Consider the following 21071-nt stretch of genomic DNA (forward strand, 5'->3'; position numbering starts at 1 on the left):
GCTCATTCGGGAGGATATCTCGGCTTCCCGCACGGCCTATCGCCTCGCGAAGCGAGCGCCATCCTGGCGCCGCGGCGGATGTTTGCGCTGGAAAACGCCGTCGCAGAAGGGTCACGGCATTGCTCTCAGGCGAGCTTGCCGAACTGCACGCCAGCGTTCGGGGAGCCGGGTACATGACAAAGACAAATGGAGGAACCGATATGACAACGACTAACGCGGCACCGAAGAGCCTCGAGACCATCCTGAGATCGGCGGGTGGACCGGTAAACCTGCTGCGCGGGTCAAACCTCGGCCCCTACCGTTTTCCCGTCATTCCTCCTGAGTTCACGAACTGGCGCGACGAAGTGCGCGCTTGGAAGGACGGTTGCGCACTGCTCGAACAGTCCTACCACATGACAGAACTGCACCTGCGCGGATCTCAGATCATCCCTTTCCTGTCGGAGATCGCAGTCAACAAGTTCGACCCGTTCCCTGTCCTGCGCGCCAAGCAACTCGTGCTGGCCGGTCATGACGGATACTACATCGCCGACGCCATCATCTTCCGGGAGGCCGAGGACTTTTTCCGCATCGTCGGCGCACCATTCGCCAGCGACTGGGTGCTCTATAACGCCGAAAAGAGCAACTACGACGTTGAGGCCAGTAAGGACGACAATTTCTCGATCCGCTCTGGCACGCGCGAGGTGTTCCGCGTCCAGATCCAGGGACCGAACGCCCTCGCACTAATGCGCGACGTAACTGGCGGCAGTCTCCCCGAGATCAAGTTCTTCAACATCGGTGAGTTCAAGATCGCGGGAAAACCCGTCCGTGCCCTGCGGCACGGCATGGCCGGCGAACCCGGATTCGAGATCTACGGAGCCTGGGACGACCAGCAGGCGGTGCGCGAGGCGCTTGAAAAGTCGGGGGAGAGATACGGCCTGCGCAAGATCGGCGCGCTCGCCTACTCGACCACCGCACAGGAGTCCGGCTGGGTGCCGATGCCGTTGCCAGCCATCTATCACGGCGACCAAATGAAGCCCTACCGCGAGTGGCTCAACAGCTACTACCTGGAGTCGGTCGCCTCGCTCGGCGGCAGTTTCGTGTCGGACGACATCACGGACTATTACGTCGATCCAATCGAACTCGGATACAAAAACGTGATCGACTTCGGCCGCGACTTCATCGGCCGCGACGCCTTGCTCAAGAAGGCGAACAACCAGCGCCGCACCAAGGTAACGCTTGAGTGGAACGACGAGGATGCAGCCGCCGTGATGCAGGACTCCATCTTCCCGGCCAACGGGATGCCCGCCAAGTTCCTCAACATGCCGATGCCCATGTACGCGACATTCCAGGTCGACGCCGTCATGAGGAAGGGCAAGGTTGCCGGCATTTCCACCTGGCCGGCCTTCACGGCGAATGCCAACCGCTTCATCTCGCTGGGGCTTGTCGACCTCGAGCATGCGCAACCGGGGACTGAGGTCACGCTTCTCTGGGGCGAGCCGGAGACGCGCCGCAATACGGTGGAGAAGCATCAAGTTCGCGAGATGAGGGCAAAGGTCGCGCCGGCACCCTACTTCGACAAGGTCATCAAGACCGGCAGGCACTGACACGCTGACCGGCCTCGGCAGGCGCGGATCGAAGCGCTTTCTTCCGACCACCGAACATCGCCGGATCACCTTGGAATGCGGCCTCAGTATCGAGGCCGCAAACGAGATGGCCGTGCGCAGAGGGACCGCGGAGCCGACGCATGACAGAGTATCTCCTGACGCTTCGCTGCAGGAACCGGCCGGGCATTGTTGCAGCCGTCGCCTCGCAGTTGGCAGCGCATGGCGGGGATATCACGGAAGCTCAACAATTCGACGACCGCGAGACCAGCCGCTTCTTCATGCGCGTGGCGTTCACGATGAGAGCGGCGATCGAGGATTTCACCGGACGCTTCGCCGAGGAAGCCACGCGATTTGACCTGGAATGGACGCTGCGACCCACAAGCCAGCTTCGCAAGGTGGTCATCCTCGTCTCGAAATTCGATCACTGCCTTGTCGACCTGATCTATCGCAGGCGCATTCTCGAACTCCCGATGGACCTGGTCGGCGTCGTGTCCAATCATCCGCGCGAGGCGCTCAATCTTACGCTCGATGCTGAAGTCCCCTTCCATCATTTTCCGATCGGCCGCGACACCAAAGCCGAGCAGGAGAACCGGATAAGGGGCGTGATCCAAGATAGCGGCGCCGAACTCGTCGTGCTGGCCCGCTACATGCAGATCCTGTCGGACGATTTCTCCACCTATCTCTCCGGCCGCTGCATCAACATCCATCATTCGTTCCTGCCCGGCTTCAAAGGCGCCAAGCCCTACCATCAGGCCCACGAACGAGGCGTGAAGATGATCGGAGCGACGGCGCACTATGTCACTGGGGATCTCGACGAAGGGCCTATCATCAGCCAGGACGTCGAGCATGTAAGCCACGCGGACAGCCCGGACGACCTCGTACGCAAGGGTCGCGACATCGAACGCCGCGTGCTCGCCCGCGCCGTCGCCTTCCACCTTCAGGACCGTGTCTTGCTCAACGGGCGCAAGACGGTCGTTTTTGCCTGACACCGGAGCCAACAACCCATGAACTCAACAGTGCCTGCGGGCAACAGCCGCGCCCTCTTTCTCCCTGCATCGATCGAAATGGCGGCAAGGCAGGCGATCGACTCGCCGGATTTGCCGGGCCTTTTTCCACCCAGCGTACGGGTCTACATCACCGACATCGGCGCCGACGACACTACCACGCTGGTCAAGGCGGCGCGACGCATCACCGATCTCGGCTACGCGCCAGTGCCGCACATCGCCTCGCGACGGCTGACGACGCGGGCAGCACTTGAGGAACGGGTGAAGGCGAGCGCCGAAGAGGGTGGAGTGCGCGATGTCCTGGTCATCGGTGGTGACATCAGGCATCCGCTCGGCGCCTTCGCCTCATCGATGGATGTGCTCGAGACCGGCCTCCTCGACAAATACGGCATCACACATGTCGGCGTGGCCGGCCATCCGGAAGGCAGCCGGGATTTCTCGGAGCAGGCCGCGCACGAGGTCCTTAGGCTCAAGCGGGCCTGGGGCGAACGCACCGGCGCGAAGGTCAGGATCGTCACTCAGTTCGGCTTCGACGCCGAGAGGTTCATCGCCTGGGCCAACGCACTGAGTGCCCATGGTATCGATCTGCCCGTCCACCTGGGTGTGACCGGTCCCGCGAAGATCACCACGCTGTTGAAATATGCGGCGCTGTGCGGCGTCGGCAATTCGCTCAACTTCCTGAAGAAGCGCAGCGCATCGCTGGCGGCTCTGGCCACCAGCCATTCGCCTGAGAGCTTCGTCGGCCCCGTCGAGGACCACGTGCAGGCCAATCCCGGCTCAGCCATCGAGCAGTTCCACGTCTTTCCGTTTGGGGGCATCAGGAACACGGCGAAATGGCTGGAGGAACGAGGCACTTGGCGACCTGCCGCAATCGCCTACCGATCGTCGAACGCATAGGCACGTCTATTTGAGCGGTGCCTCCGCCGATCAGTCGGCGCCCTCCAGATAGCGCCTGTCGAAGACGCCTTCCGCCGCGTCGCGCCTCGCTTCGTCGAGCAGGTTGGCCCTGACCATCAGGTCGATCGTCGTCTTGAGCGCCTTGTCCGGCACGGTAAGGCCGTCCGGCCACATGCCCATGCCGCGCATGTATTCCAACCCCCGCCGCGCCAAGGATTCGCTGTCGGGCGTGGTGATGCGCTGGAAGATCGGCAGAGTGATGCCATGGTTCGCCGCGTCGTTGGTGAGCGCATGCGCTTCGATCAGCGCCTTGAGGAAGCTGGTCACCACATCGCGGTTCGCGCCGAGCCAGGAAGCCTTGCCGATGATGGCGGTGAAAAGGATCTCGGGGATAGCGGTGCTGACCTCGCCGAGCAGGTTGTAGCCCTGGTCCTGCGCGAGGAAGTTCCATGGCGCGGGCTGCGGAGCGCAGTCGATTTCGCCCGCCTGCAGCGCCTCCCACCGCTTCGAATGAATGCCGGCCAGGGCAAACTCGTAATCGCCGGGATAGTGCAGCCCTTCCGCGGCCAGCATGATCTGCGTGTAGATCGCAGTGCCTTCCGTCAGCGAGGAGGTGCCAACCTTCTTGCCCCTGAGTTCGGCGAGCGAATTGATACCCGGGCGCACCACAATGGACATCGGCAGGCGCACGGCGTTGGCTGCCACGATGCGCAACTCTCCGCCCCGGACGAAGTCGGCGACGGCACCTTCCGGTGGCGTGATCGCCAGGTCCGTTTCGCCATCGAGAACGGCCGCGGTTGCCTTTTCGACGCTGCCCATCCGCTTGTAGACGATGCGGACGCCGTGCTTTTCGAAAAGGCCCTGTTCGTCGGCAACGAAGACAGGGAGCCAGTTGAACCCCTGCGCACCGCCCGCGAGCCGAAGATCGGCGAGGCCAGCTTCCAGATCGGTCATGACGATATCCTCCCTTGAAACGCCCGGCGCAGGCTCCGGCTTGCTTATCTGGCTGGCGAGATGTGGTTCAATGCCGCGACCGTGTCGCCATCCACATTGACAGACATATCATATTTAGATACTAAGTAGTATCTAAATAACCATCGGTATGTCAATATATCGATCGGTGAATCGGCTGATGCAGCATCGAGCCGAGAGGGAGGACCTATGCGCATTGCCAAGAGGATCGCCGGCGGCCGGCGGTTCGAAGCGCCGCGGGGTTGCTGACATGAGCGGCCTGGCGCGATCGCCGCAAGAAGCGTTGATCCTGGGCATGGTTGCGGCGGGTTTGCTGGCGCTTGTCGCTGCCGGGCTGCTGCGCTGGCTGCGCCCCGGGCGCGTCTGGACAGACCTCCTGGTGCCGGCCTGCTTCCTTGTCGCCTACTGGCTCACCTACAACAAGGTGCCGTCTTTCCCGCCGGTGGGCGCGGTCAACAAGATCTTCTTCGTGGCCGTGATCGGAACGGCGCTCGGTGTCCTGGTCGAGGCCTTCAGCCGTGGCGGGCTGGGTCGCGCGCTTGTCCTTGCCCAGCCGATCGCGTCCGCCGCCTATATAGGAACGGCCCGCCTGCCCGATGCGCTACCGGAAGTGGCGGCGGCTGCGTTATGGGGCCTAATGGTGATGTATGGCCTTTCCCGTGGGACGGGCGAGGCCGAGGACGAATCCGGCACAAGGCGCGCTACCCTGCTCGGCATCGCATGCGCCGGATTCGCGCCGATCGCACTGTTGGGAGCGTCGTCCTCGAGCTTCCAGCTCAGCCTGCTTGTCGCAGCCGCCATCGCGGCCATCGTCGCTGCCAATATTTCGAATCCGGATTTCGGATTCCGCTCCGCATCCCTCCTTGGGGGAGCAGGAGGCATGATCGCGGCCGCGCAAACCGTCACGTTGATCACGCGCAAGACCGACATGCTGGCGCTGGCCGTGCTCACCGTGGTCTTTGTCACGCCTTTTGTCGTCGATCCGGTCCTGCGCCGGGTCCGTACCACGAACAAGGTCGTTCAACTCGCCGCCTTTGTCGGGATCTGCCTGCTGCCCGTGGGTGCATCCGTGGCGACTGTGATTGCGCGGTACGGCTCAAGCTTCCCGGTATGACCCGGGCAAGGACTGTCAAAACCATCAACAGGGAGGAACTACAACCATGTCGAAGTTACTGCGCACTACCTTGCTTGCCGCCACCATTGCCTGGCTGTCGCTGACCGCAGAAAGAGCGGAGGCCGGGACATTCGATATCGATCCCGTCCATTCGGGGATCGCTTTCTTCATCGACCATCTCGGCTTCTCACAGGTGATCGGGGTCGCGAAGGAATTCTCGGGGTCGTTTCAGTTCGACGCAACGAAGCCGGCGGACAGCAGCCTCGATGTTGCGGTGAAAGTCGCCGGCATCTCGACCAACAATAGCCAGAGGGACGGCGACATCCAGGGCGCCGACTGGTTCAATGCAACGGAGTTCCCGCAGATCACTTTTGTCGGGCATGAATTCAAGGCGGCCGACGCCAAGACCGGCACGATATCTGGCGATCTCACCATCGCCGGTGTCACCAAACCCGTCACGCTGGACGTCACCTTCAACAAGGAAGGCCAGAATCCGTGGGACAAGAGCCATGTTGTCGGCTTCAGCGCGCGCACGTCGATCAAACGCAGCGACTTCGGCATGAAAGCCGCGCTTGGAATGATCGGCGACGATGTGAGCCTCGTCATTCAAGTTGAAGGACGTGCCCGTTCGTAAGCCAACGGTGACCTTCCCAGCAGGCGACAGGCACCTCGGTTCCGCACAATGGCGAGAAGCGGAGCGCATCAGCGCGGTCCGCCTCCTTCCGGCCAATTGAGAAGTTCTCGCCGACGGATTGCGCCGGAGAGACTTGCCGTGGCTATTCGGCCGCCACGGAATCCGTGCGCTTGAAAGGATCGCCCACGCCACCTAGGGCAAAAAGGTGGCTTGCATGGGCGATGACATTCTCGGTCGTCTCGCGGATATGACGGTCGACCAGATCCTGGGCCGTGGCCGTGTCGCGGGCGATGACCCGATCCATGATCATCTTGTGCTCGACATCCTTTGCCCGCCATTGCGGGCGAAACTGCGAGGACATCCTGCGGTAGCGATGGGCGCGCTCGAAGAGTTTCTGGCGGATTTCAAGCAGGTTCGGCGAGCCGCATGCAACGACCAGGGAAAAGTGGAACGCACCGTGCAGCGCAGCCCAGTCGTCGGAGAGATAGTAACTTGCGCCGAGCCGGCTCTGCAGGCGATCCATCCGATGGAAGTTGGCCATAATGTCCGCCTCCCATCGATCGTCGCCACGATCGATCGCCAGCTTGATGCATTGCCGTTCGATGAGCACGCGGACATCCGTCAGATCATTCAGATCAAACAGCGAGACCGGCGCGACCAGGAAACCGCGCTGCCCCTCCGCGACAACCAGACCTTCGGCCACCAGCCGCGAGAGGGCCTCGCGCAAGGTGGAGAAGCTTACTTCATACAGCTCCTTCAGCGTTTCGAAGCGCAGCTTGGTTCCCGGCTTCAAGGCGCAGCTGATGATGTCGCTTCGCATGCGCGCCAGCACATCCCCGGCGCGTGTCTCTCCGGCGGGCTTTAGGGTGGTGCTCATGCATACTGCTCCGCATTTGAATTAGCGCGGAGATTACTGCGGATTTTCGAAATAATCAAACCTGTAGCGGGTACCCACCGTCCGGCAGGTGAAGAACAGGACGTATTGAACTTAGCGGACGGACGACAGGCGCTCGGCATGCCAGCGCAGATGATCGTCCATGAAGGTCGAAATGAAGAAGTAGGAGTGATCGTAGCCCTCTTGCATGCGCAGGACGAGGCTGATGCCCGCCCGGTCGCACGCCGCCTGGAACAGCCACGGCCGCAGGCCGTCCTGCAGAAACCCATCGGCTGTGCCCTGGTCGACCAGGAACTCCGGGAAGCGCGCACCGTCATCGACGAGCGCGCAGGCATCATGCCCGCGCCATGCCGTTTCGTCGCCGCCGAGATATTTTTCGAACGCCGGCCGCGACCAGCCGGCGGTGGTCGGCTGCACGATCGGCGCGAACGCCGAACAGCTTCGGAAGCGGGCGGGATTCTTCAGCGCAATCGTCAGGGCGCCATGCCCGCCCATTGAATGGCCGAAGATCGCCTGGCGCGTCATGTCGGCGGGAAATTCCCGTGCGATCAATGCCGGCAATTCCTCGGTGACATGGGAATACATGCGATAGTTCGAGGCGTAGGGCTCTTGCGTCGCATCGACATAGAAGCCGGCGCCACAGCCGAACTGCCAGTTGTCTTTTTCATCCGGAACGTCGGCCCCGCGCGGGCTGGTGTCAGGGCAAACGACGATCAGGCCGAGTTCGGCGGCCATGCGCCTGTACTCGCCCTTATCCATCACGTTGGCATGGGTGCAGGTCAACCCTGACAGGTACCAGACGACAGGCAGCGGACCTTGCGCCGCCTGAGGGGGTACGAAAACGGCAAACGTCATTTCGCAGGCGCAGGCATCCGAAGCGTGGGAATAGACACCCTGGATACCGCCATGGGATTTGGCGGCGGAAATCAGCTTCATCTGTTGCGGCATGTCTTCCTTCTCCGCCAAACGCGAACCATGGCCGGGCTATCTACGCAGCGTTTGTGATCGCAGCAAGCTTGGTGGACCGACCAACGGATAGCCAGCAATGCCCGCGTGGCAGGTCGTCCGGGAAGCACCGTTTTGGGGGAGCGTTCAACGCGACGCGTGGCTCGGACGATCAGTAGACCACAACGCTGCGAATGCTCTCACCGGCATGCATGAGGTCGAAGCCCTTGTTGATGTCCTCGAGCTTCAGCGTATGGGTGATCATCGGGTCGATCTCGATCTTGCCGTCCATGTACCAGTCGACGATTTTCGGCACGTCGGTGCGTCCGCGCGCGCCGCCGAAGGCGGTGCCCATCCAGGTGCGGCCGGTGACCAACTGGAACGGCCGTGTCGAAATCTCCTGGCCGGCGCCGGCAACGCCGATGACGACCGACTTGCCCCAGCCGCGGTGCGACGCCTCAAGCGCCTGGCGCATCACCTTGGTGTTGCCGGTGCAGTCGAATGTGTAGTCGGCACCGCCGATCTGGTCGGCGCCGCGCTTGGTCATGTTGACCAAATGCGGCACGACATCGCCGTCGATCTCCTTCGGATTGACGAAATGCGTCATGCCGAACTTCTCGCCCCAGGCTTTCTTGTCGTTGTTGAGGTCGACGCCGATGATCATGTCGGCGCCGGCGAGGCGCAGGCCCTGGATGACGTTGAGGCCGATGCCGCCGAGGCCGAAGACGACGGCGGTCGCGCCTTGCTCGACCTTGGCGGTGTTGATGACGGCACCGATGCCGGTGGTGACGCCGCAGCCGATGTAGCAGATCTTGTCGAAGGGGGCGTCCGGGTTGACCTTGGCCAACGCGATCTCAGGCAGCACGGTGAAATTCGAGAAGGTCGAACAGCCCATATAGTGAAAGATCTTGTCCTTGCCGATCGAGAAGCGCGACGAGCCGTCCGGCATCAGGCCCTGGCCCTGCGTGGCGCGGATGGCGGTGCACAGATTGGTCTTGCGCGACAGGCAGGACGGGCACTGCCGACATTCTGGCGTGTAGAGCGGGATGACGTGGTCGCCCTTCTTGACCGATGTGACACCCTTGCCGACATCGACGACGATACCGGCGCCTTCATGACCGAGGATGGCCGGAAACAGGCCGTCGGGATCGGCGCCCGATAGCGTGAACTCGTCGGTGTGGCAGATGCCGGTTGCCTTGATCTCGACCAGCACCTCGCCTTCGCGCGGACCGTCGAGGTCAACCTCCATGATCTCCAGCGGCTTTCCAGCAGCGACAGCGACAGCGGCGCGGGTTTTCATGTGTGTTCTCCAATTTCGATCGACACTGGCCTGCGACGACAGGCCGGTTCTCCAGAGCTCGCGGCACGGCGACCGCTAGACGGCCGGCTTCGCGAGCTTCACCTTGTGCCAGGCGATGATGTCCATCAGTTCCGGCGAGAATGCGTCATAGGCGGGAATCCTGGCCTGGGCCAGCGCGCCGCGCACACTGGCCATGCTGGTCGCCGGCGTCCCGGTCTCGACGAGCGAAGACACAAAGGCCGCGAACTCGATCTTCGGCTGGTGCCCATCCGTCGCCAGTTCGGGATGCACGAATTCGAGGCCGTAGAAATGGTGGTCCGGATCGGACACCTTGCCGACCATATGCGTCCCGCAGGACCGGCAGCGGTGGCGTTCGATCTTCTGCGTGGCGTCCACGGCCTCGAGCTTGTCGCCATGCGCCTTCACCGCGACGCAGCCCGCCGGCACGACCGCGATCTGCGCGAAGGCGGCACCAGCAGGCTTCCAGCATTTCGAACAGCCGCACAGGTGGTTGTGCGCCACAGCCTGATCCACCGCGATCTCCACCGGCTCGCTGGCACATTTGCAACGCGCGGTGAATGCCCCGACCGGCGCAGCCGATGCACCTCTTTCGACGGCCGGGTGCAGCACCGCCGTCTCGTTGCGCAAGGCCTCCGCCCGCGCCTTCAGCGCGCGGTTCAAGTCGAGATAGGCGGTTCGCAAATTGGTATCGATGCTGGGCCAGCGCTCGTCTGCCATCGGGCCATCGAAGATCTCGTTGTGGCGCACCCGCGTGCCGCCATTCCCGGTCGGCTCCAGGATGAAAATATGTTCCGCACTGAACACGCCGCCGGGCGCCTGGCTCAGCCAGCGCAGTTCCCGCGCCCCGACGATGCGGGTGATGGTCGGCGTGACCTCGCGCTCGGGAACATTGGGCTGGCGCAGCGTTCCGACGACCCGCTGACCGACGGTCGTGCGCCCGCGCAGCGCCGGCAGGGCCGGATTCCATTCGGGGTAGCGCCCGATGTCGTCCAGCACGGCCCACACGGTCTGCGGCGGCGCGTCGATGACGATCTCGGTTTCAAGCAAGCGCATGGAGCATCCTCATTCCTGGACCAGATTTATGTTTTGGGGTGCGGCAGCGCGCTAATGCGCGACGGCGCCGAGATAGGCGCTCATGACCTTTGCGTCGTTGAGCAGGTTCGGCGCGGTGTCCTCGCCGACGATCCTTCCCGTCTCGATCAGGTAACCGCGATCGGCGGTCTTGAGGCTCAGGCGCGCGTTCTGCTCGACAAGCAGGATGCCGAAGCCCTCGCCGGCGATGATGGCCAGTGACTTGAACAGCTCCTTGGACAGCAGCGGCGACAGCCCGAGCGAGGGCTCGTCCAGCATCAGGATATCCGGCTTGGACATCAGCGCCCTGCCGATCGCGACCATCTGCTGTTCGCCGCCGGACATGGTCTGCGCCAGTTGGCGAGGGCGTTCGGCAAGCCGGGGAAACAGGCCATAGACGAAGTCGAGCATCCGGCGCGCATCGGCCTTCGCGCGCCTGGCATGGCTTCCAAGCCGCAAATTTTCCGCCACGGTGAGTTCGCCAAAGATGCCTCGGCCTTCCGGAACCAGCGCGATCCCCTCCTCCACCATCAGATGGGCGTCGAGTTTGGTGACATCCTTGCCGTTCATGACGATGCTGGTGCCGGGCTCCGTCCCGACAAGACCGGCGACGGCGCCGAGGAAGCTGGATTTTCCAGCGCCGTTGGCGCCAAGGATGACGCAGATCTCGCCCTTGGAAACGCGTGCGGAAACACCGTCGAGCGCGACGTGCCGTCCGTAGCGGACGCCGAGATTGGACACCTCAAGCATCGTCGTCTCCCAGATAGGCGCGGACCACCTCCGGGTCGGCCAGGACATCGGCCGACCTGCCATCGGCGATCTTCGTGCCGGAGTTCATCACCACGCAGCGTGAACAAAGCGAACGGATGGCATCCATCACGTGCTCGACCATGATGATCGTCCGGCCCTGTGCGCTGATCTCGCGGATGAGTTCTATGCCGCCCCTCAACTCGCTCGGGTTGAGGCCGGCGAGCCATTCGTCGAGCAGCAGCACATGCGGGTTTCCCGCAAGGGCCCGGGCGAGCTCGATTCTCTTCTGGTCGATGTAGGTCATCGCCGCGACGGGAACCTCCTCGCGGCCTTTCAACCCGACCCGCTCCAGCAGATCGCGGGCCAGCGCCAGCGCCTCGGCGCCCCAGAGCCGGTTGTGCCCGAAGACGGCGCCGGCGACGACGTTCTCCAGCGCGCTCATCGACGGCAGGACGCGCACCAGCTGGAAGGTTCGGGCGACCCCGATGCGGGCGATCTTGTGGGCCGGGCGTCCGCTGATATTCTGACCCGACAGCAGGATATTGCCCGATGTCGGCGACAGCGCCCCCGATATCAGGTTGAGCATCGTGGTCTTGCCCGAGCCGTTCGGTCCGATCAGTCCCAGCAACTCACCCTTGGCGACTTCGAAACTCACGTCGTTGACGGCGACAAGACCACCGAAGGCCTTGCGCGCCCGATCTATGGTCAACAGAGGAACGCTCATCTGCCCTCCTCGGCGGTCGTTGCCAGCGGGCTTTTGTCGCTGGAGCGGCGGCGGCGGAACAGGGTTTCCAGCTGGCCCGTGACGCCGTCAGGAAGCACATAGACGATCGCCAGAAATGCCAGCCCCATGATCACTGCCGTCTGGTTCGGGAAGTGGCCCGAGATAAAGTCCATCACCACGGTGAAAGGAACAACGCCGACCAGGGGGCCCCAAAGGCGGCGAGTCCCGCCGAGCAATGCCATGATGACCACGAGGAACGACGTCATCGGGTTGAACGCCGCGTCCGGCGTGATGTAGCCGTAGCGCGGTGCCATGATGGCGCCAGCGACGGCAATGAAGGCTCCCGAGACGGCGAACAGGATGACCCTGGTGCGAGCGGTATCGACGCCGACATGGCGCGCCACGGCCTCGTCATTGCCGATGATGCGCAAGGCCAGGCCGAGCCGGGATCTGTTGATGAGCCATCCGGTCACGAACACGATCACCGTCAGCGCCAGCAGCATCCAGTAGAGATGCGCCTCGGTGAAATCGGTAAAGACGTAGAGCCCGATCGTACCGCCGAAATTGGTCTGCACCCAGGTCACGATCTGGCCGAGGAGTTCGGCAAGGCCGAGGGTGAAGATCACGAAATAGACCCCCGAGAGCCTGAGGGTCGCCAATCCGACCAGTGTGGCCAGCAAGGCGCCGGCGACGACCGCGATGAGGATAAGCGCCGGGAAGGGCAGGACGTCGATGAAGGTCGCGACCGAATAGGTTCCGACGCCGAAGAAGGCGGCGCTCGCCAGCGAGACAAGATGCGTCGGCCCGGAAAAGAGCGCCCAGGCCGTGCATATGGCGGCATAGAGCATGATGTTCACGCTGAGCGACAGCCAGAACCCTTCGGTGACCAGAGGGAGAAAGGCCAGCACAGCCGCGCCGGCAAGGCCGGCACCAAGAGCCAGGAGTTCGTTGCGCGGGATGTTCATCATGCCGGCCGCTTTCCGAAAATGCCCTGCGGCCGGAACAGCAGAACGACGATGAAGAGGGCGTAGTTGGACGCCAGCGTCAGTCCGGGATCCAGCAGGCTGGCAACCAGCGTCTCGGTCACGCCGAGGACGAGAGCGGCGAGAACCGCGCCGCGCACGTCGCCGACGCCCCCCATGATGACGATGATCAGCGCCTTCATGGTGAAGATCACGCCCATCGAGGTGTTGAACGTGTAGAAGGTCGACAGCAGCGTGCCGGCGCAGGCCGTGATCGCTCCTCCGAGCGCAAAGGCGAACGCCGCGGTCTTGCGCACGTCGATCGCCACCAGCCTTGCAGCGCGCGGATCGACGGCGACGGCGCGAACCGCCGTGCCGCGGTCGGTGTGGTAGAGGAAAATGTAGAGAGCCGTGGCGATTGCGGCGGCGGCGACAAAGGCCACGACCCGGTTCAAGCCGAACGAGTTGCCCATGATCGTGAATGGCTGGGCGAGGAACTCGTAGTTGAAATAGGACCCGCCGAACGCCTGCAGCATCAGGCCCTGGAACAGGAACAACAGCCCGAAGGTCGCCAGGATGGAATCGACCTCGAGCATGCCGCGATTCCTGGCCCGCTTCACCAGAGGCTGCATCAGCCTTGTATAGATCAGCCAGTTGACGACGAAGGCGCCGGGGCCGATCACCAGCAGCCCCACCAGCGGATTGATCCCGAAGCCCGTGTACAGCCAGAAGGTAGCGAAGCACGCCGCAACCAGCGTCTCGCCATTGGCGAGGTTCATGATCCGCGCCACGCCGTACTGGAGCGTAAGCCCGAGCGCGATGAGCGTATAGGTGCCCCCAAGGAGCAAGCCTGTCAGCAGGATGAGCATTGTACTCTCGCAGTCACGGGCCTGGCGTCATGAGGACGCCAGGCCCCTGGGGAGGATCGGATCAGTTGCTGGGCCAGGCGGGCTTGAGCACCGGCGGCTGCGCGCCCTGGATATTCCCTGTCGCCCTGACGCCGTGCACGACGCCATCGCTCCACTGGCCCACCGTCCAGTTGTTGTTGTTGATGTTGTTTTCGAAGTGGATATCGCCGAGCACGGTCTTGAAGGTACCCGACTGGATTTCCTTGTTGAGCGCTTGCTTGTCCAGGCTGCCGACCCGCTCGACGGCCTGCTGCAGGATCTCCAGGCTGGCATAGGCCACCGGGCTCGCCCACCAGTCGGCTTCCTGGCCGGTCACCGCGATATGCTCCTTGCGATAGGCCTGGAAGACGGGATCGCTCGCATTGACGCCGCCCATGATCAGGATGCCGTTGGCAGCGGCGCCAAAGCGCTTTCCATATTCGTCGAGATTGCCGCCGACGCTGACGAAGAACGCCTTGACGTCGAACTTCTGCACCTGCGCCTGCTCGGTGAGAGCGAAGCTGTCCGGCGGATAGGAATAGGCGATGAAGGCGTCTGGGTTGGCCTCCTTGGCGCTGGCGATCACCGGAGCGACGTCCTGATTGCCGAGCGGATAGGAGGTCTCGTAGACGATATCGAAGCCGGCCTCCTTGAGTGCGGGCTTGCCGGTCTTGATCATCTCGAGGCCAAAGGCATCCGAAACGTTGACCACCGCGACCCGGTTGCCGATCTTGCCGGCGTCGCGCAGATCCTTGAGCGTGCCGACTATGCCGTTGGCGATGCCCTGCGCCGGGCCGAGCAGCCAGAAGGTGTTCGGCCAGCGCTTGACGAATTGATCGAGATCGTTGGCATTGCCGGTGGAGACGATCTGCGGGTAGCCATATTTCGCGATCAACGGAGCGGTCGCGAGATTGAGGCCTGTCGAATAGGGCGGGATGATCAGGTCGACCTGGTCCTGGGTGGCGAGACGCTGGATGTTCTTGACCGCCTCTTCCGGCGACGACTTGTCGTCATATTCGACGATCTCGATCGGCCGCATCTGATCGCCGACCTTGAGGCCACCGGCCTTGTTCACCTTCTCGGCCCACAGCTTGATGTTGGGCCAGAGCACACCTGACGCGCCCCCCGCAAGCGGTCCTGTCTTGGATGCGCTCACCCCGATCCTGACCGGGTCCTGCGCAAAGGCCGTGCTGAACGTGCCGGCTGCCAGGGCCGCCGAAAGCATGAGTGCGTTGAAACTGCGTCGCAACATCGAAATTCCTCCCAGGTCTGGTTTTGTTGGCCTCCCCTCGCCTCCCAGCGAGTTGGTCGACCGATCCCCTAGCGAAATTGCTTAGGCCATTTTCCTCCGATGATCCAGCGAATTTCGTAAACTTCCGTATTTTCGTTATTTTCTCGTAGTGACGATATTCGTGACGGTCTCGGGTGCCGACGTGGGCCCCCGAACGTAGCTGATTTGGTCGCACTGCGGAAAACCGGTTCCGCACTGCATCATTTAAGATACTTTATAGTATGCAAATACTCTTACGAATGTCAACACCGAGAGAAGCCTGCCGGTTTGTCCTGTTTGTCCGCCGCAGGCGACACGCACAGCCTCATTTCGCGGCATTGGCCAGAGCCTCGAGTGCCAGCACCGGATCCGCGACCTGAGCGGGATCGGGGCTGGCCGACATGGCGAGCAGGCGCTTGCCGATCAGGTAGTCGCGCGGCGCATTCAGCCCATCGACCGCCACGAGCTGCCCTTCGCGGTAGTACCAATGCGAACGACCTGGTCCCGCGCCCTGCCTGATAACCACCGTATCGTCCGGCCTGGACAGGCCGGCGATCTGCAACTTGAGATCGAACTGATCGGACCAGAACCACGGCTTCGGCCTGTAGGGCTGAAGCGCGCCCATGATGTTGCGGGCGACCAGGTCGGCGCTGTCGATGGCGTTGCCGACGCTCTCCATCCGCAGCCCGCCTTCGGGCAAGGAAAAATTCGCGCAATCGCCTGCGGCCCAGATGAACGCGTCGTCCGTGCGCCCATAGGCGTCGGCGGCGATGCCGTTGTCGATGGCGAGACCTGCCTCAGCCGCCAGCGCCGTTTCCGGCATGCCGCCGATTCCCGCCACGACGACGTCGGCCTGGACGATCGTGCCGTCGCCGAGCCTGGCGGCGGCAACGCGGTCCGCGCCGAGCAACTCGCTCACCGCCTTGCCGAGATGAAAGGTCACGCCCCTGGAGCGGTGGAGCGCTGCGACTGCCTCAGCCGTTTGCGCCGAGGCCACCCGGGCGAGCGGGCGATCGGCGGCTTCCACCACATCCACCATCATGCCGAGCCCGCATGCGACGGCGGCGATCTCAAGCCCGATGTAGCCGCCGCCGATGACAAGGAGCTTGCCGTGGTTTTCGAGCGTCGGCCGCAATGCATCGATGTCGGCGAGCGTGCGGATAGTGAAGACGCCCGCAAGGCCGCGCGCGATCGCCGGCGGCAACTTTCGGGCGGTCGCGCCGGTTGCGAGCACCAGCCGATCGTAGTCAAGCATGGCGCCATCTGCCAGACACACGCGCCGCCGTGCACGCTCGATGGATGCAACGCGCGTTCCCAATCGCAACGCGATCCGGTTCTTTGCGTACCAGTCCTCCGCTTTCAGCTTCAGCCGGTCGCGCTCGAGTTCGCCGAGAAGATAAGCCTTCGACAGCGGGGGACGCTGGTAGGGAGCATCCGGCTCCTCGCCGATCAGAGTGATCGATCCCGAAAAGCCGTTTGCCCGCAGCTTCTCGGCCGTGGACAGGCCGGCCTGTCCGGCACCGACGATAACGATGCTGCTTTCGCTGCCAGGCTTGGCCGCGGCGGGATGATCGGCGTCAAGGGACATGATCAGGCTCAACCGCTAGGCGGTCGGAACGCGGACGGAAATATTGTCCAGCGCGTCGCTGACCTTGATCTGGCAGCTCAGCCGGCTTCCGGGTTCGCGCGGCGCGTCGGCGAAGTCCAGCATGTCGTTTTCATGCTCGCTGATCGGTCCGAGCGCCACCATGATTTCCTCGGGAAGCACGACATGACATGTGGCGCAGGCCGCCGAGCCATTACATTCGGCGATGATGCCCGGAACGCTGTGTTGAAGCGCGGTTTCCATCAAGGTGCGGCCGTTCTGGGCCTCAACGGTGAGCTCCGCACCGTCCGCGGAAAGGAACCTGATTGTTGGCATGACTCTCTCCCTCAAGCGTCCCAGACAACAGGCATGTGCGTGGGGCCACGAAACACCCAGCCACGAACGCGGACGAGTTCCGGATCCTTGAGCCGGAGATTGCGCAGCCGCTCGAACACCATCGGCACGGCGATCTGGCTCACCAGCGCGCGCGACACCCAAGTGCCGGCGCAGAAATGCGATCCGGCGCCGAACGCCAGGTGGGATTTCTTTTCCCGGAAGACATCGAACTTCTCCGGATCGCTGAAACGGCGGTCGTCATGGTTGGCGGCGCCGACGCACAGACCCACCTGCTCGCCCTTGTGGACCAGCGTGCCCGAGATCTCGACATCGCGGGTCAAGCGGCGAGGATACATGCCGATCGGCGAGATCCAGCGCACGGCTTCTTCGAATGCCTGCCCCCAGAGAGAAGGCTCGGCGCGAACGCGTGCGAGCTGGTCCGGGTTCTGCAGCAGGCCCAGGATCAGTGTCAGGATCGAGTCCCGGGTCTCGTTCAGCCCGCCGCCGATCGCGACCTTGATGTTGGCGTAGATCTGCTCGACCGTCTGCGCAGGATCAGCCTGGAGCATTGATGACAGCATCGAAGGATTTGGATTTTCACGATGATGGGGCAGCATCCTGTCGACGGCGCTCTCGACGCCGCTGGCTGCCTCCTTCGCCTTGCGCGCGATTTCCGGGTTGTGCGAATAGTTGCCGGAACCGTCGATGAGCGATTGCGACCACAGTGCCATCGTGCGCCAGTCGACGCCGTCGAAACCCAATATGTCGGCCAGCGCGCGCGCCGCGATCGGCGCGGCGAGGTCCTCGAAAAGCTCGGCCTCACCCTTGTGCTCGATCTGCGAGATGACGTCGCCGCAGATGGCCTGCATGGGCTCGGCCCAGCACCGCTTGACGATACCGGGACGCAGGCTCGGATCCATCGCCGCCCTTTCGTGGGCATGGTCCTCGCCGTCCTTGCGCATCAGGTTCGGCCCGATCACGGTGTTCAGCAGCGACTGCGGATTGATGGAGGAAAACGTCTCGGGGTCGCGTTCGATTGCCATGATGTCGTCGAAGCGCGTCACCATCATGATGTTCGCCGCCTCGACCTTGACGACCGGCCCGAGGTCGCGAACGCGCTTGAAGACCGGATACGGATTGGCCAGCAGCTCTTCGAACGCAACGTCGTCGACCACTTTCACCGCTTCGCTCATGATTTCCTCCCTGTCGGCAGACGAGGTACGAAATCGACGTGTATTCAGCAATGCGATGGGTTAGATAGAGGTCATCGAAAATTTGCATGGAGGTGACGGTCATGCTCTCCGACGAACTTGCCAGTGTAGACCTCGCCACGCTGCAGACGCTTGTCGCAGTGCAGGACCGCGCCTCGTTTTCCGACGCCTCGCTACTGCTCGGCGTCAACCAGTCCACCATAAGCTACGCCATCAAGCGGCTGCGAAATGCCTTCAACGATCCGCTGTTCGTCCGCCAGGGCAATTCGATCGTGGCAACCGATAAAGGCGAACAGCTCGCCCAGCAGGCGCGCGGCATCCTTGAGCAGATGGCCGCACTTTCTTCGCCGTCGGGTTTTGACCCGGCCACGGCCGAGGGAAGCGTGACGGTCTCCTGTAACCACCATGAGCGCATGTTCGTCATCCCCGACTTCGTGCGCCGGGCACAGAAGGAAGCGCCGAAAGCGACGATCCACATCTTCGAATCCGCTGTCGACGGCAAGCAGCAGTTGAAGCAGAACACATGCGACATCGTGCTTGGCCCGGTCGCGATCCTCGGCGACATCTACTACCGCAGGAAACTGTTCACCGATCACTACGCCTGCGTCATGGACCCGGCGCACCCGCTGGCGGGGGGAGAGCTGACGCTCGACCGCTACTGCGGCTCGCGGCATGTCGCGGTCACGCACAACGGACGCTGGGAGGCGCTCTATTTCGCCGCGTTGCGCGCAAAGGGCATCGAGATGGAGCCGGAGGTCACCGTGTCGAGCCACGACATATTGGAGCGGCTTATTCCAGGCTCGGAACTGGTGGCGACAATCCCGTATCGGCTGGCGCGGCGCCTGTCTGACAGGCTCGCTTTGCGCCCTTTCCCGATGGAGGTCTTCATCCAGGTCGACATCTACTGGACCGAGCGTACGCACCACTCCGGACTGCACCGCTGGGCCCGCCAGATACTGGCCGAGGTCGCCGAGAAAAACCTCGGCGGCGGGGACGACCACGAGGCAGGAAGAGGCGACCACCTACCGGGCCGACAGTAGGCCCGGCGCGAAAAAATTGGCGCCGCCCAACGGAGTGCCGGTGGGCGGGGTATGCGACGCGGCCTATGCCGCCTTCGCGCCGAGCATGACGACCGAGACCGTCACGGGCTCGTTGAAGGGATTGCGCCAGGCATGACGCGCGCCCTGCTGCACGACCGTATCGCCCTGCTTCAGCTCAACGGTCTTGCCGTCGTCGAGTTCGAGGACAAGCCGGCCCTTGACGACGGTCACGTAGTCGACCGTCGGCGTCTGGTGCATGCCGGGACTGTCCATCTCGAAACACTCGGCGATACCGGGCGCGGCCTTCAGATGCTCCGGACCCGCCAATTCAGGCTTCCAGTCGGGCGACATCATCACGCTATCCGGTGGAAAGGTGATCATCCAGAACACCGATCCCCCGACCGAAGCCAGCATCGTGCCCTCGCTCGCCATCGGATCGGCACCATCCCGTTTGGCCAGATCCGGTGTCCCGTCGACCTTCCACTGCGGGGCAGAAACGAAACCGGGCGTGTGCTGCAGCGCCATCTCGCGCGGCGAGGTGCCGTCGCTGATGAATACCGATTTTCCTGCGGCGTTCTTTCCGGTGACGACGCGGCGAGTGCTCATGTTTCTATCCTCCCTGAACAAATTCGAATACCATTCGGTATCAGCATACTATGATGCATTCAACTATGGATGGATCACAAAATTCGAGAAGCCGCCATGACGCACGGCGATGCCCGAAATCGCCTCGTTGACCTTCTCCATCGGTGTCGAATGGGTTTCCAGAAGGCCCAGGTCGACCTTGCCGATCCCGACGAGGTCAGCCATTTCCTGGCCCTCCGAGGTCGTCAGCCATGCCGAACCAATCAGCCGCTGGTTGCGATCCATCATTGTGTGCACGTCGATGGAAACCGCTCCCATGACGGCGCCGATGTCGACGGCGATACCGCCGCGGCGCAGTGCCTTGAGGCCCGCCAGGAAGGGCTCATGCGACGTGCCGGGACCGTTGCAATCGATGAAGGCATCGACCCCCTCGCCATGCGCCGTCCTGGAACGGGCCCATTCGTCGGGCATTCCGTCCTCCAGCGAATGCGTCTCGATGATGCCGGGGGCGAGCGCTTCGATCTCCTTCAGCAGCTTCCTGTCGCGACCGGTGCCGAGAATCTTCTTGACCCCGAAGGACGGACCGAACACCGCGATCGCTATGCCGAGCGTGCCGGAGATACCGTTGACAAGAACCGTGTCGCCGGGGCCGACCTGCGCCTTCTTCAGGGCGGAATAGCCGGTGCCCATGTAGCCGAGCCGTGCCGCCTGGTCGAAGCTCATGTTGTCGGGAAGCGACACGATCGCCGATGCCGGCGCCGCCATGTACTCGGAAATGCCGCCGACCGCGTAGTCTTCGAATGTCTGCAGGGCGTCGTGGCTGAAGCCGAAATAGCCCTGGAAGGCGTAGTGGCGGCAGGAGATGGTGTCGCCGCGCCGGCAATGGCGGCAAGAACCGCAGGAGCGCCCCGGATTGACATAGACGCGATCGCCGGGCTTCAGATTATGGACCTGGCTGCCAACCGCCGCGATCTCACCGGCCGGGTCGAGGCCGAAGATCGCCGGCAGCGGCGGTTGCGGCATGTGGGGGAACCAGGTCGGCCACATCGCCAGGATGTTGGCCAGGTTCGGAACGATGCCGCACGAGCGGACTCGCACGAGAACATCCATCGAGCCAAGCTTTGGGACCGGCACTTCCTCGATCATCAGCTGGCCGCCGATCTCGTGCATGCGTGCGGCCTTCATCGTCTGCGGAATTGCTGTCACGTCGATACCTCCCGTTCGCTCGAACCAGTGCATGCCGAGCTTTTCGGCGCACACCTGGGCCTCCTCCCGAGGCCAAGTC

The 21071-nt window shown here is 63.2% G+C and carries 21 protein-coding genes; 6 read left to right on the forward strand and 15 right to left on the reverse strand.

The annotated features are described in order from the left end of the window. Nucleotides 1-119: 119 nt before the first annotated feature. From AC1DPX_RS22150 to AC1DPX_RS22160, 3 genes are all read left to right on the forward strand, one after another. Nucleotides 120-1583: an aminomethyl transferase family protein gene (locus AC1DPX_RS22150; RefSeq protein ID WP_477239600.1), complete on the forward strand. Its 1464-nt coding sequence runs from the start codon at nt 120-122 to the stop codon at nt 1581-1583. A 140-nt stretch (nt 1584-1723) separates the two neighbouring features. Next, nucleotides 1724-2569, forward strand: coding sequence for a formyltetrahydrofolate deformylase (purU, locus tag AC1DPX_RS22155; protein ID WP_477239601.1), 846 nt, complete (start codon nt 1724-1726; stop codon nt 2567-2569). A gap of 18 nt (nt 2570-2587) precedes the next feature. Then, nucleotides 2588-3484 (forward strand): methylenetetrahydrofolate reductase, encoded by an 897-nt coding sequence (locus tag AC1DPX_RS22160; RefSeq protein WP_477239602.1) that lies wholly within the window; start codon nt 2588-2590, stop codon nt 3482-3484. A 30-nt stretch (nt 3485-3514) separates the two neighbouring features. Here AC1DPX_RS22160 and AC1DPX_RS22165 read toward each other — a convergent pair whose 3' ends face one another. After that, nucleotides 3515-4438 (reverse strand): ABC transporter substrate-binding protein, encoded by a 924-nt coding sequence (locus AC1DPX_RS22165; RefSeq protein WP_477239603.1) that lies wholly within the window; start codon nt 4436-4438, stop codon nt 3515-3517. A gap of 268 nt (nt 4439-4706) precedes the next feature. Here AC1DPX_RS22165 and AC1DPX_RS22170 point away from each other — a divergent pair, with 268 nt between their 5' ends. Both AC1DPX_RS22170 and AC1DPX_RS22175 read left to right on the forward strand, forming a co-directional pair. Further along, a complete protein-coding gene (locus AC1DPX_RS22170) occupies nt 4707-5570 on the forward strand; it encodes a hypothetical protein (protein ID WP_477239604.1) in 864 nt (287 codons plus the stop codon). After that, complete coding sequence (locus AC1DPX_RS22175) at nt 5539-6204, forward strand: YceI family protein (protein WP_477239605.1); 666 nt, start codon at nt 5539-5541, stop codon at nt 6202-6204. The genes AC1DPX_RS22170 and AC1DPX_RS22175 overlap by 32 nt, the downstream gene beginning before the upstream one ends. A 142-nt stretch (nt 6205-6346) precedes the next feature. On the opposite strand, the gene AC1DPX_RS22180 is transcribed toward AC1DPX_RS22175, so the two are convergent. From AC1DPX_RS22180 to AC1DPX_RS22235, 12 genes are all read right to left on the reverse strand, one after another. After that, nucleotides 6347-7036, reverse strand: a complete 690-nt coding sequence (locus AC1DPX_RS22180) for an FCD domain-containing protein (protein WP_477239606.1) — start codon at nt 7034-7036, stop codon at nt 6347-6349. A gap of 156 nt (nt 7037-7192) precedes the next feature. Continuing rightward, on the reverse strand, nt 7193-8047 hold the full coding sequence (gene fghA / locus AC1DPX_RS22185) for an S-formylglutathione hydrolase (RefSeq protein ID WP_477239607.1): 855 nt from the start codon (nt 8045-8047) through the stop codon (nt 7193-7195). A 169-nt stretch (nt 8048-8216) separates the two neighbouring features. Continuing rightward, nucleotides 8217-9344, reverse strand: coding sequence for an S-(hydroxymethyl)glutathione dehydrogenase/class III alcohol dehydrogenase (locus AC1DPX_RS22190; RefSeq protein WP_477239608.1), 1128 nt, complete (start codon nt 9342-9344; stop codon nt 8217-8219). Between the two features lie 75 nt (nt 9345-9419). Next, the gene (locus tag AC1DPX_RS22195; protein WP_477239609.1) at nt 9420-10418 is read right to left on the reverse strand and encodes an SRPBCC family protein; all 999 of its coding nucleotides are present in this window, start codon (nt 10416-10418) and stop codon (nt 9420-9422) included. A gap of 51 nt (nt 10419-10469) precedes the next feature. After that, a complete protein-coding gene (locus tag AC1DPX_RS22200) occupies nt 10470-11186 on the reverse strand; it encodes an ABC transporter ATP-binding protein (RefSeq protein WP_477239610.1) in 717 nt (238 codons plus the stop codon). Continuing rightward, nucleotides 11179-11910, reverse strand: coding sequence for an ABC transporter ATP-binding protein (locus tag AC1DPX_RS22205; protein ID WP_477239611.1), 732 nt, complete (start codon nt 11908-11910; stop codon nt 11179-11181). Before AC1DPX_RS22205 ends, AC1DPX_RS22200 begins: the two co-directional genes overlap by 8 nt. Further along, nucleotides 11907-12878: a branched-chain amino acid ABC transporter permease gene (locus AC1DPX_RS22210; RefSeq protein ID WP_477239612.1), complete on the reverse strand. Its 972-nt coding sequence runs from the start codon at nt 12876-12878 to the stop codon at nt 11907-11909. The genes AC1DPX_RS22205 and AC1DPX_RS22210 overlap by 4 nt, the downstream gene beginning before the upstream one ends. Next, on the reverse strand, nt 12875-13741 hold the full coding sequence (locus AC1DPX_RS22215; RefSeq protein WP_477239613.1) for a branched-chain amino acid ABC transporter permease: 867 nt from the start codon (nt 13739-13741) through the stop codon (nt 12875-12877). The genes AC1DPX_RS22210 and AC1DPX_RS22215 overlap by 4 nt, the downstream gene beginning before the upstream one ends. A 61-nt stretch (nt 13742-13802) precedes the next feature. Next, entirely contained in the window at nt 13803-15011 is a 1209-nt protein-coding gene (locus AC1DPX_RS22220; protein WP_477239614.1) for an amino acid ABC transporter substrate-binding protein, read from the reverse strand. Nucleotides 15012-15354: 343 nt separating this feature from the next. After that, nucleotides 15355-16617 (reverse strand): NAD(P)/FAD-dependent oxidoreductase, encoded by a 1263-nt coding sequence (locus AC1DPX_RS22225; protein ID WP_477239615.1) that lies wholly within the window; start codon nt 16615-16617, stop codon nt 15355-15357. Nucleotides 16618-16632: 15 nt separating this feature from the next. Further along, nucleotides 16633-16950: a 2Fe-2S iron-sulfur cluster-binding protein gene (locus AC1DPX_RS22230; protein ID WP_477239616.1), complete on the reverse strand. Its 318-nt coding sequence runs from the start codon at nt 16948-16950 to the stop codon at nt 16633-16635. A gap of 11 nt (nt 16951-16961) precedes the next feature. Further along, nucleotides 16962-18143: a cytochrome P450 gene (locus AC1DPX_RS22235; protein ID WP_477239617.1), complete on the reverse strand. Its 1182-nt coding sequence runs from the start codon at nt 18141-18143 to the stop codon at nt 16962-16964. Nucleotides 18144-18244: 101 nt separating this feature from the next. On the opposite strand from AC1DPX_RS22235, the gene AC1DPX_RS22240 reads away from it, so the two are divergent. After that, nucleotides 18245-19201: a LysR family transcriptional regulator gene (locus AC1DPX_RS22240; protein WP_477239618.1), complete on the forward strand. Its 957-nt coding sequence runs from the start codon at nt 18245-18247 to the stop codon at nt 19199-19201. Nucleotides 19202-19264: 63 nt separating this feature from the next. Here the strand turns inward: AC1DPX_RS22240 and AC1DPX_RS22245 are convergent, their stop codons facing one another. Further along, entirely contained in the window at nt 19265-19807 is a 543-nt protein-coding gene (locus AC1DPX_RS22245; RefSeq protein WP_477239619.1) for a cupin domain-containing protein, read from the reverse strand. Between the two features lie 63 nt (nt 19808-19870). Further along, nucleotides 19871-21025 carry an alcohol dehydrogenase catalytic domain-containing protein gene (locus tag AC1DPX_RS22250; RefSeq protein WP_477239825.1) on the reverse strand — a complete coding sequence of 385 codons (1155 nt, stop codon included), beginning with the start codon at nt 21023-21025 and terminating at the stop codon, nt 19871-19873. Between the last annotated feature and the right edge of the window lie 46 nt (nt 21026-21071).

The sequence above is a fragment of the Mesorhizobium sp. 01N446 genome, assembly GCF_056399285.1.

Bases quoted from the DNA above. Each gene is read 5' to 3' on its own strand.
- AC1DPX_RS22250 (WP_477239825.1), bottom strand. From the start codon at position 21,025: ATGCACTGGTTCGAGCGAACGGGAGGTATCGACGTGACAGCAATTCCG.
- AC1DPX_RS22245 (WP_477239619.1), bottom strand. From the start codon at position 19,807: ATGAGCACTCGCCGCGTCGTCACCGGAAAGAACGCCGCAGGAAAATCG.
- AC1DPX_RS22200 (WP_477239610.1), bottom strand. From the start codon at position 11,186: ATGCTTGAGGTGTCCAATCTCGGCGTCCGCTACGGACGGCACGTCGCG.
- AC1DPX_RS22170 (WP_477239604.1), top strand. From the start codon at position 4,707: ATGAGCGGCCTGGCGCGATCGCCGCAAGAAGCGTTGATCCTGGGCATG.
- AC1DPX_RS22225 (WP_477239615.1), bottom strand. From the start codon at position 16,617: ATGTCCCTTGACGCCGATCATCCCGCCGCGGCCAAGCCTGGCAGCGAA.
- AC1DPX_RS22240 (WP_477239618.1), top strand. From the start codon at position 18,245: ATGCTCTCCGACGAACTTGCCAGTGTAGACCTCGCCACGCTGCAGACG.
- AC1DPX_RS22210 (WP_477239612.1), bottom strand. From the start codon at position 12,878: ATGATGAACATCCCGCGCAACGAACTCCTGGCTCTTGGTGCCGGCCTT.
- AC1DPX_RS22205 (WP_477239611.1), bottom strand. From the start codon at position 11,910: ATGAGCGTTCCTCTGTTGACCATAGATCGGGCGCGCAAGGCCTTCGGT.
- AC1DPX_RS22235 (WP_477239617.1), bottom strand. From the start codon at position 18,143: ATGAGCGAAGCGGTGAAAGTGGTCGACGACGTTGCGTTCGAAGAGCTG.
- AC1DPX_RS22215 (WP_477239613.1), bottom strand. From the start codon at position 13,741: ATGCTCATCCTGCTGACAGGCTTGCTCCTTGGGGGCACCTATACGCTC.
- AC1DPX_RS22230 (WP_477239616.1), bottom strand. From the start codon at position 16,950: ATGCCAACAATCAGGTTCCTTTCCGCGGACGGTGCGGAGCTCACCGTT.
- fghA (WP_477239607.1), bottom strand. From the start codon at position 8,047: ATGCCGCAACAGATGAAGCTGATTTCCGCCGCCAAATCCCATGGCGGT.
- AC1DPX_RS22160 (WP_477239602.1), top strand. From the start codon at position 2,588: ATGAACTCAACAGTGCCTGCGGGCAACAGCCGCGCCCTCTTTCTCCCT.
- AC1DPX_RS22220 (WP_477239614.1), bottom strand. From the start codon at position 15,011: ATGTTGCGACGCAGTTTCAACGCACTCATGCTTTCGGCGGCCCTGGCA.
- AC1DPX_RS22165 (WP_477239603.1), bottom strand. From the start codon at position 4,438: ATGACCGATCTGGAAGCTGGCCTCGCCGATCTTCGGCTCGCGGGCGGT.
- purU (WP_477239601.1), top strand. From the start codon at position 1,724: ATGACAGAGTATCTCCTGACGCTTCGCTGCAGGAACCGGCCGGGCATT.
- AC1DPX_RS22190 (WP_477239608.1), bottom strand. From the start codon at position 9,344: ATGAAAACCCGCGCCGCTGTCGCTGTCGCTGCTGGAAAGCCGCTGGAG.
- AC1DPX_RS22195 (WP_477239609.1), bottom strand. From the start codon at position 10,418: ATGCGCTTGCTTGAAACCGAGATCGTCATCGACGCGCCGCCGCAGACC.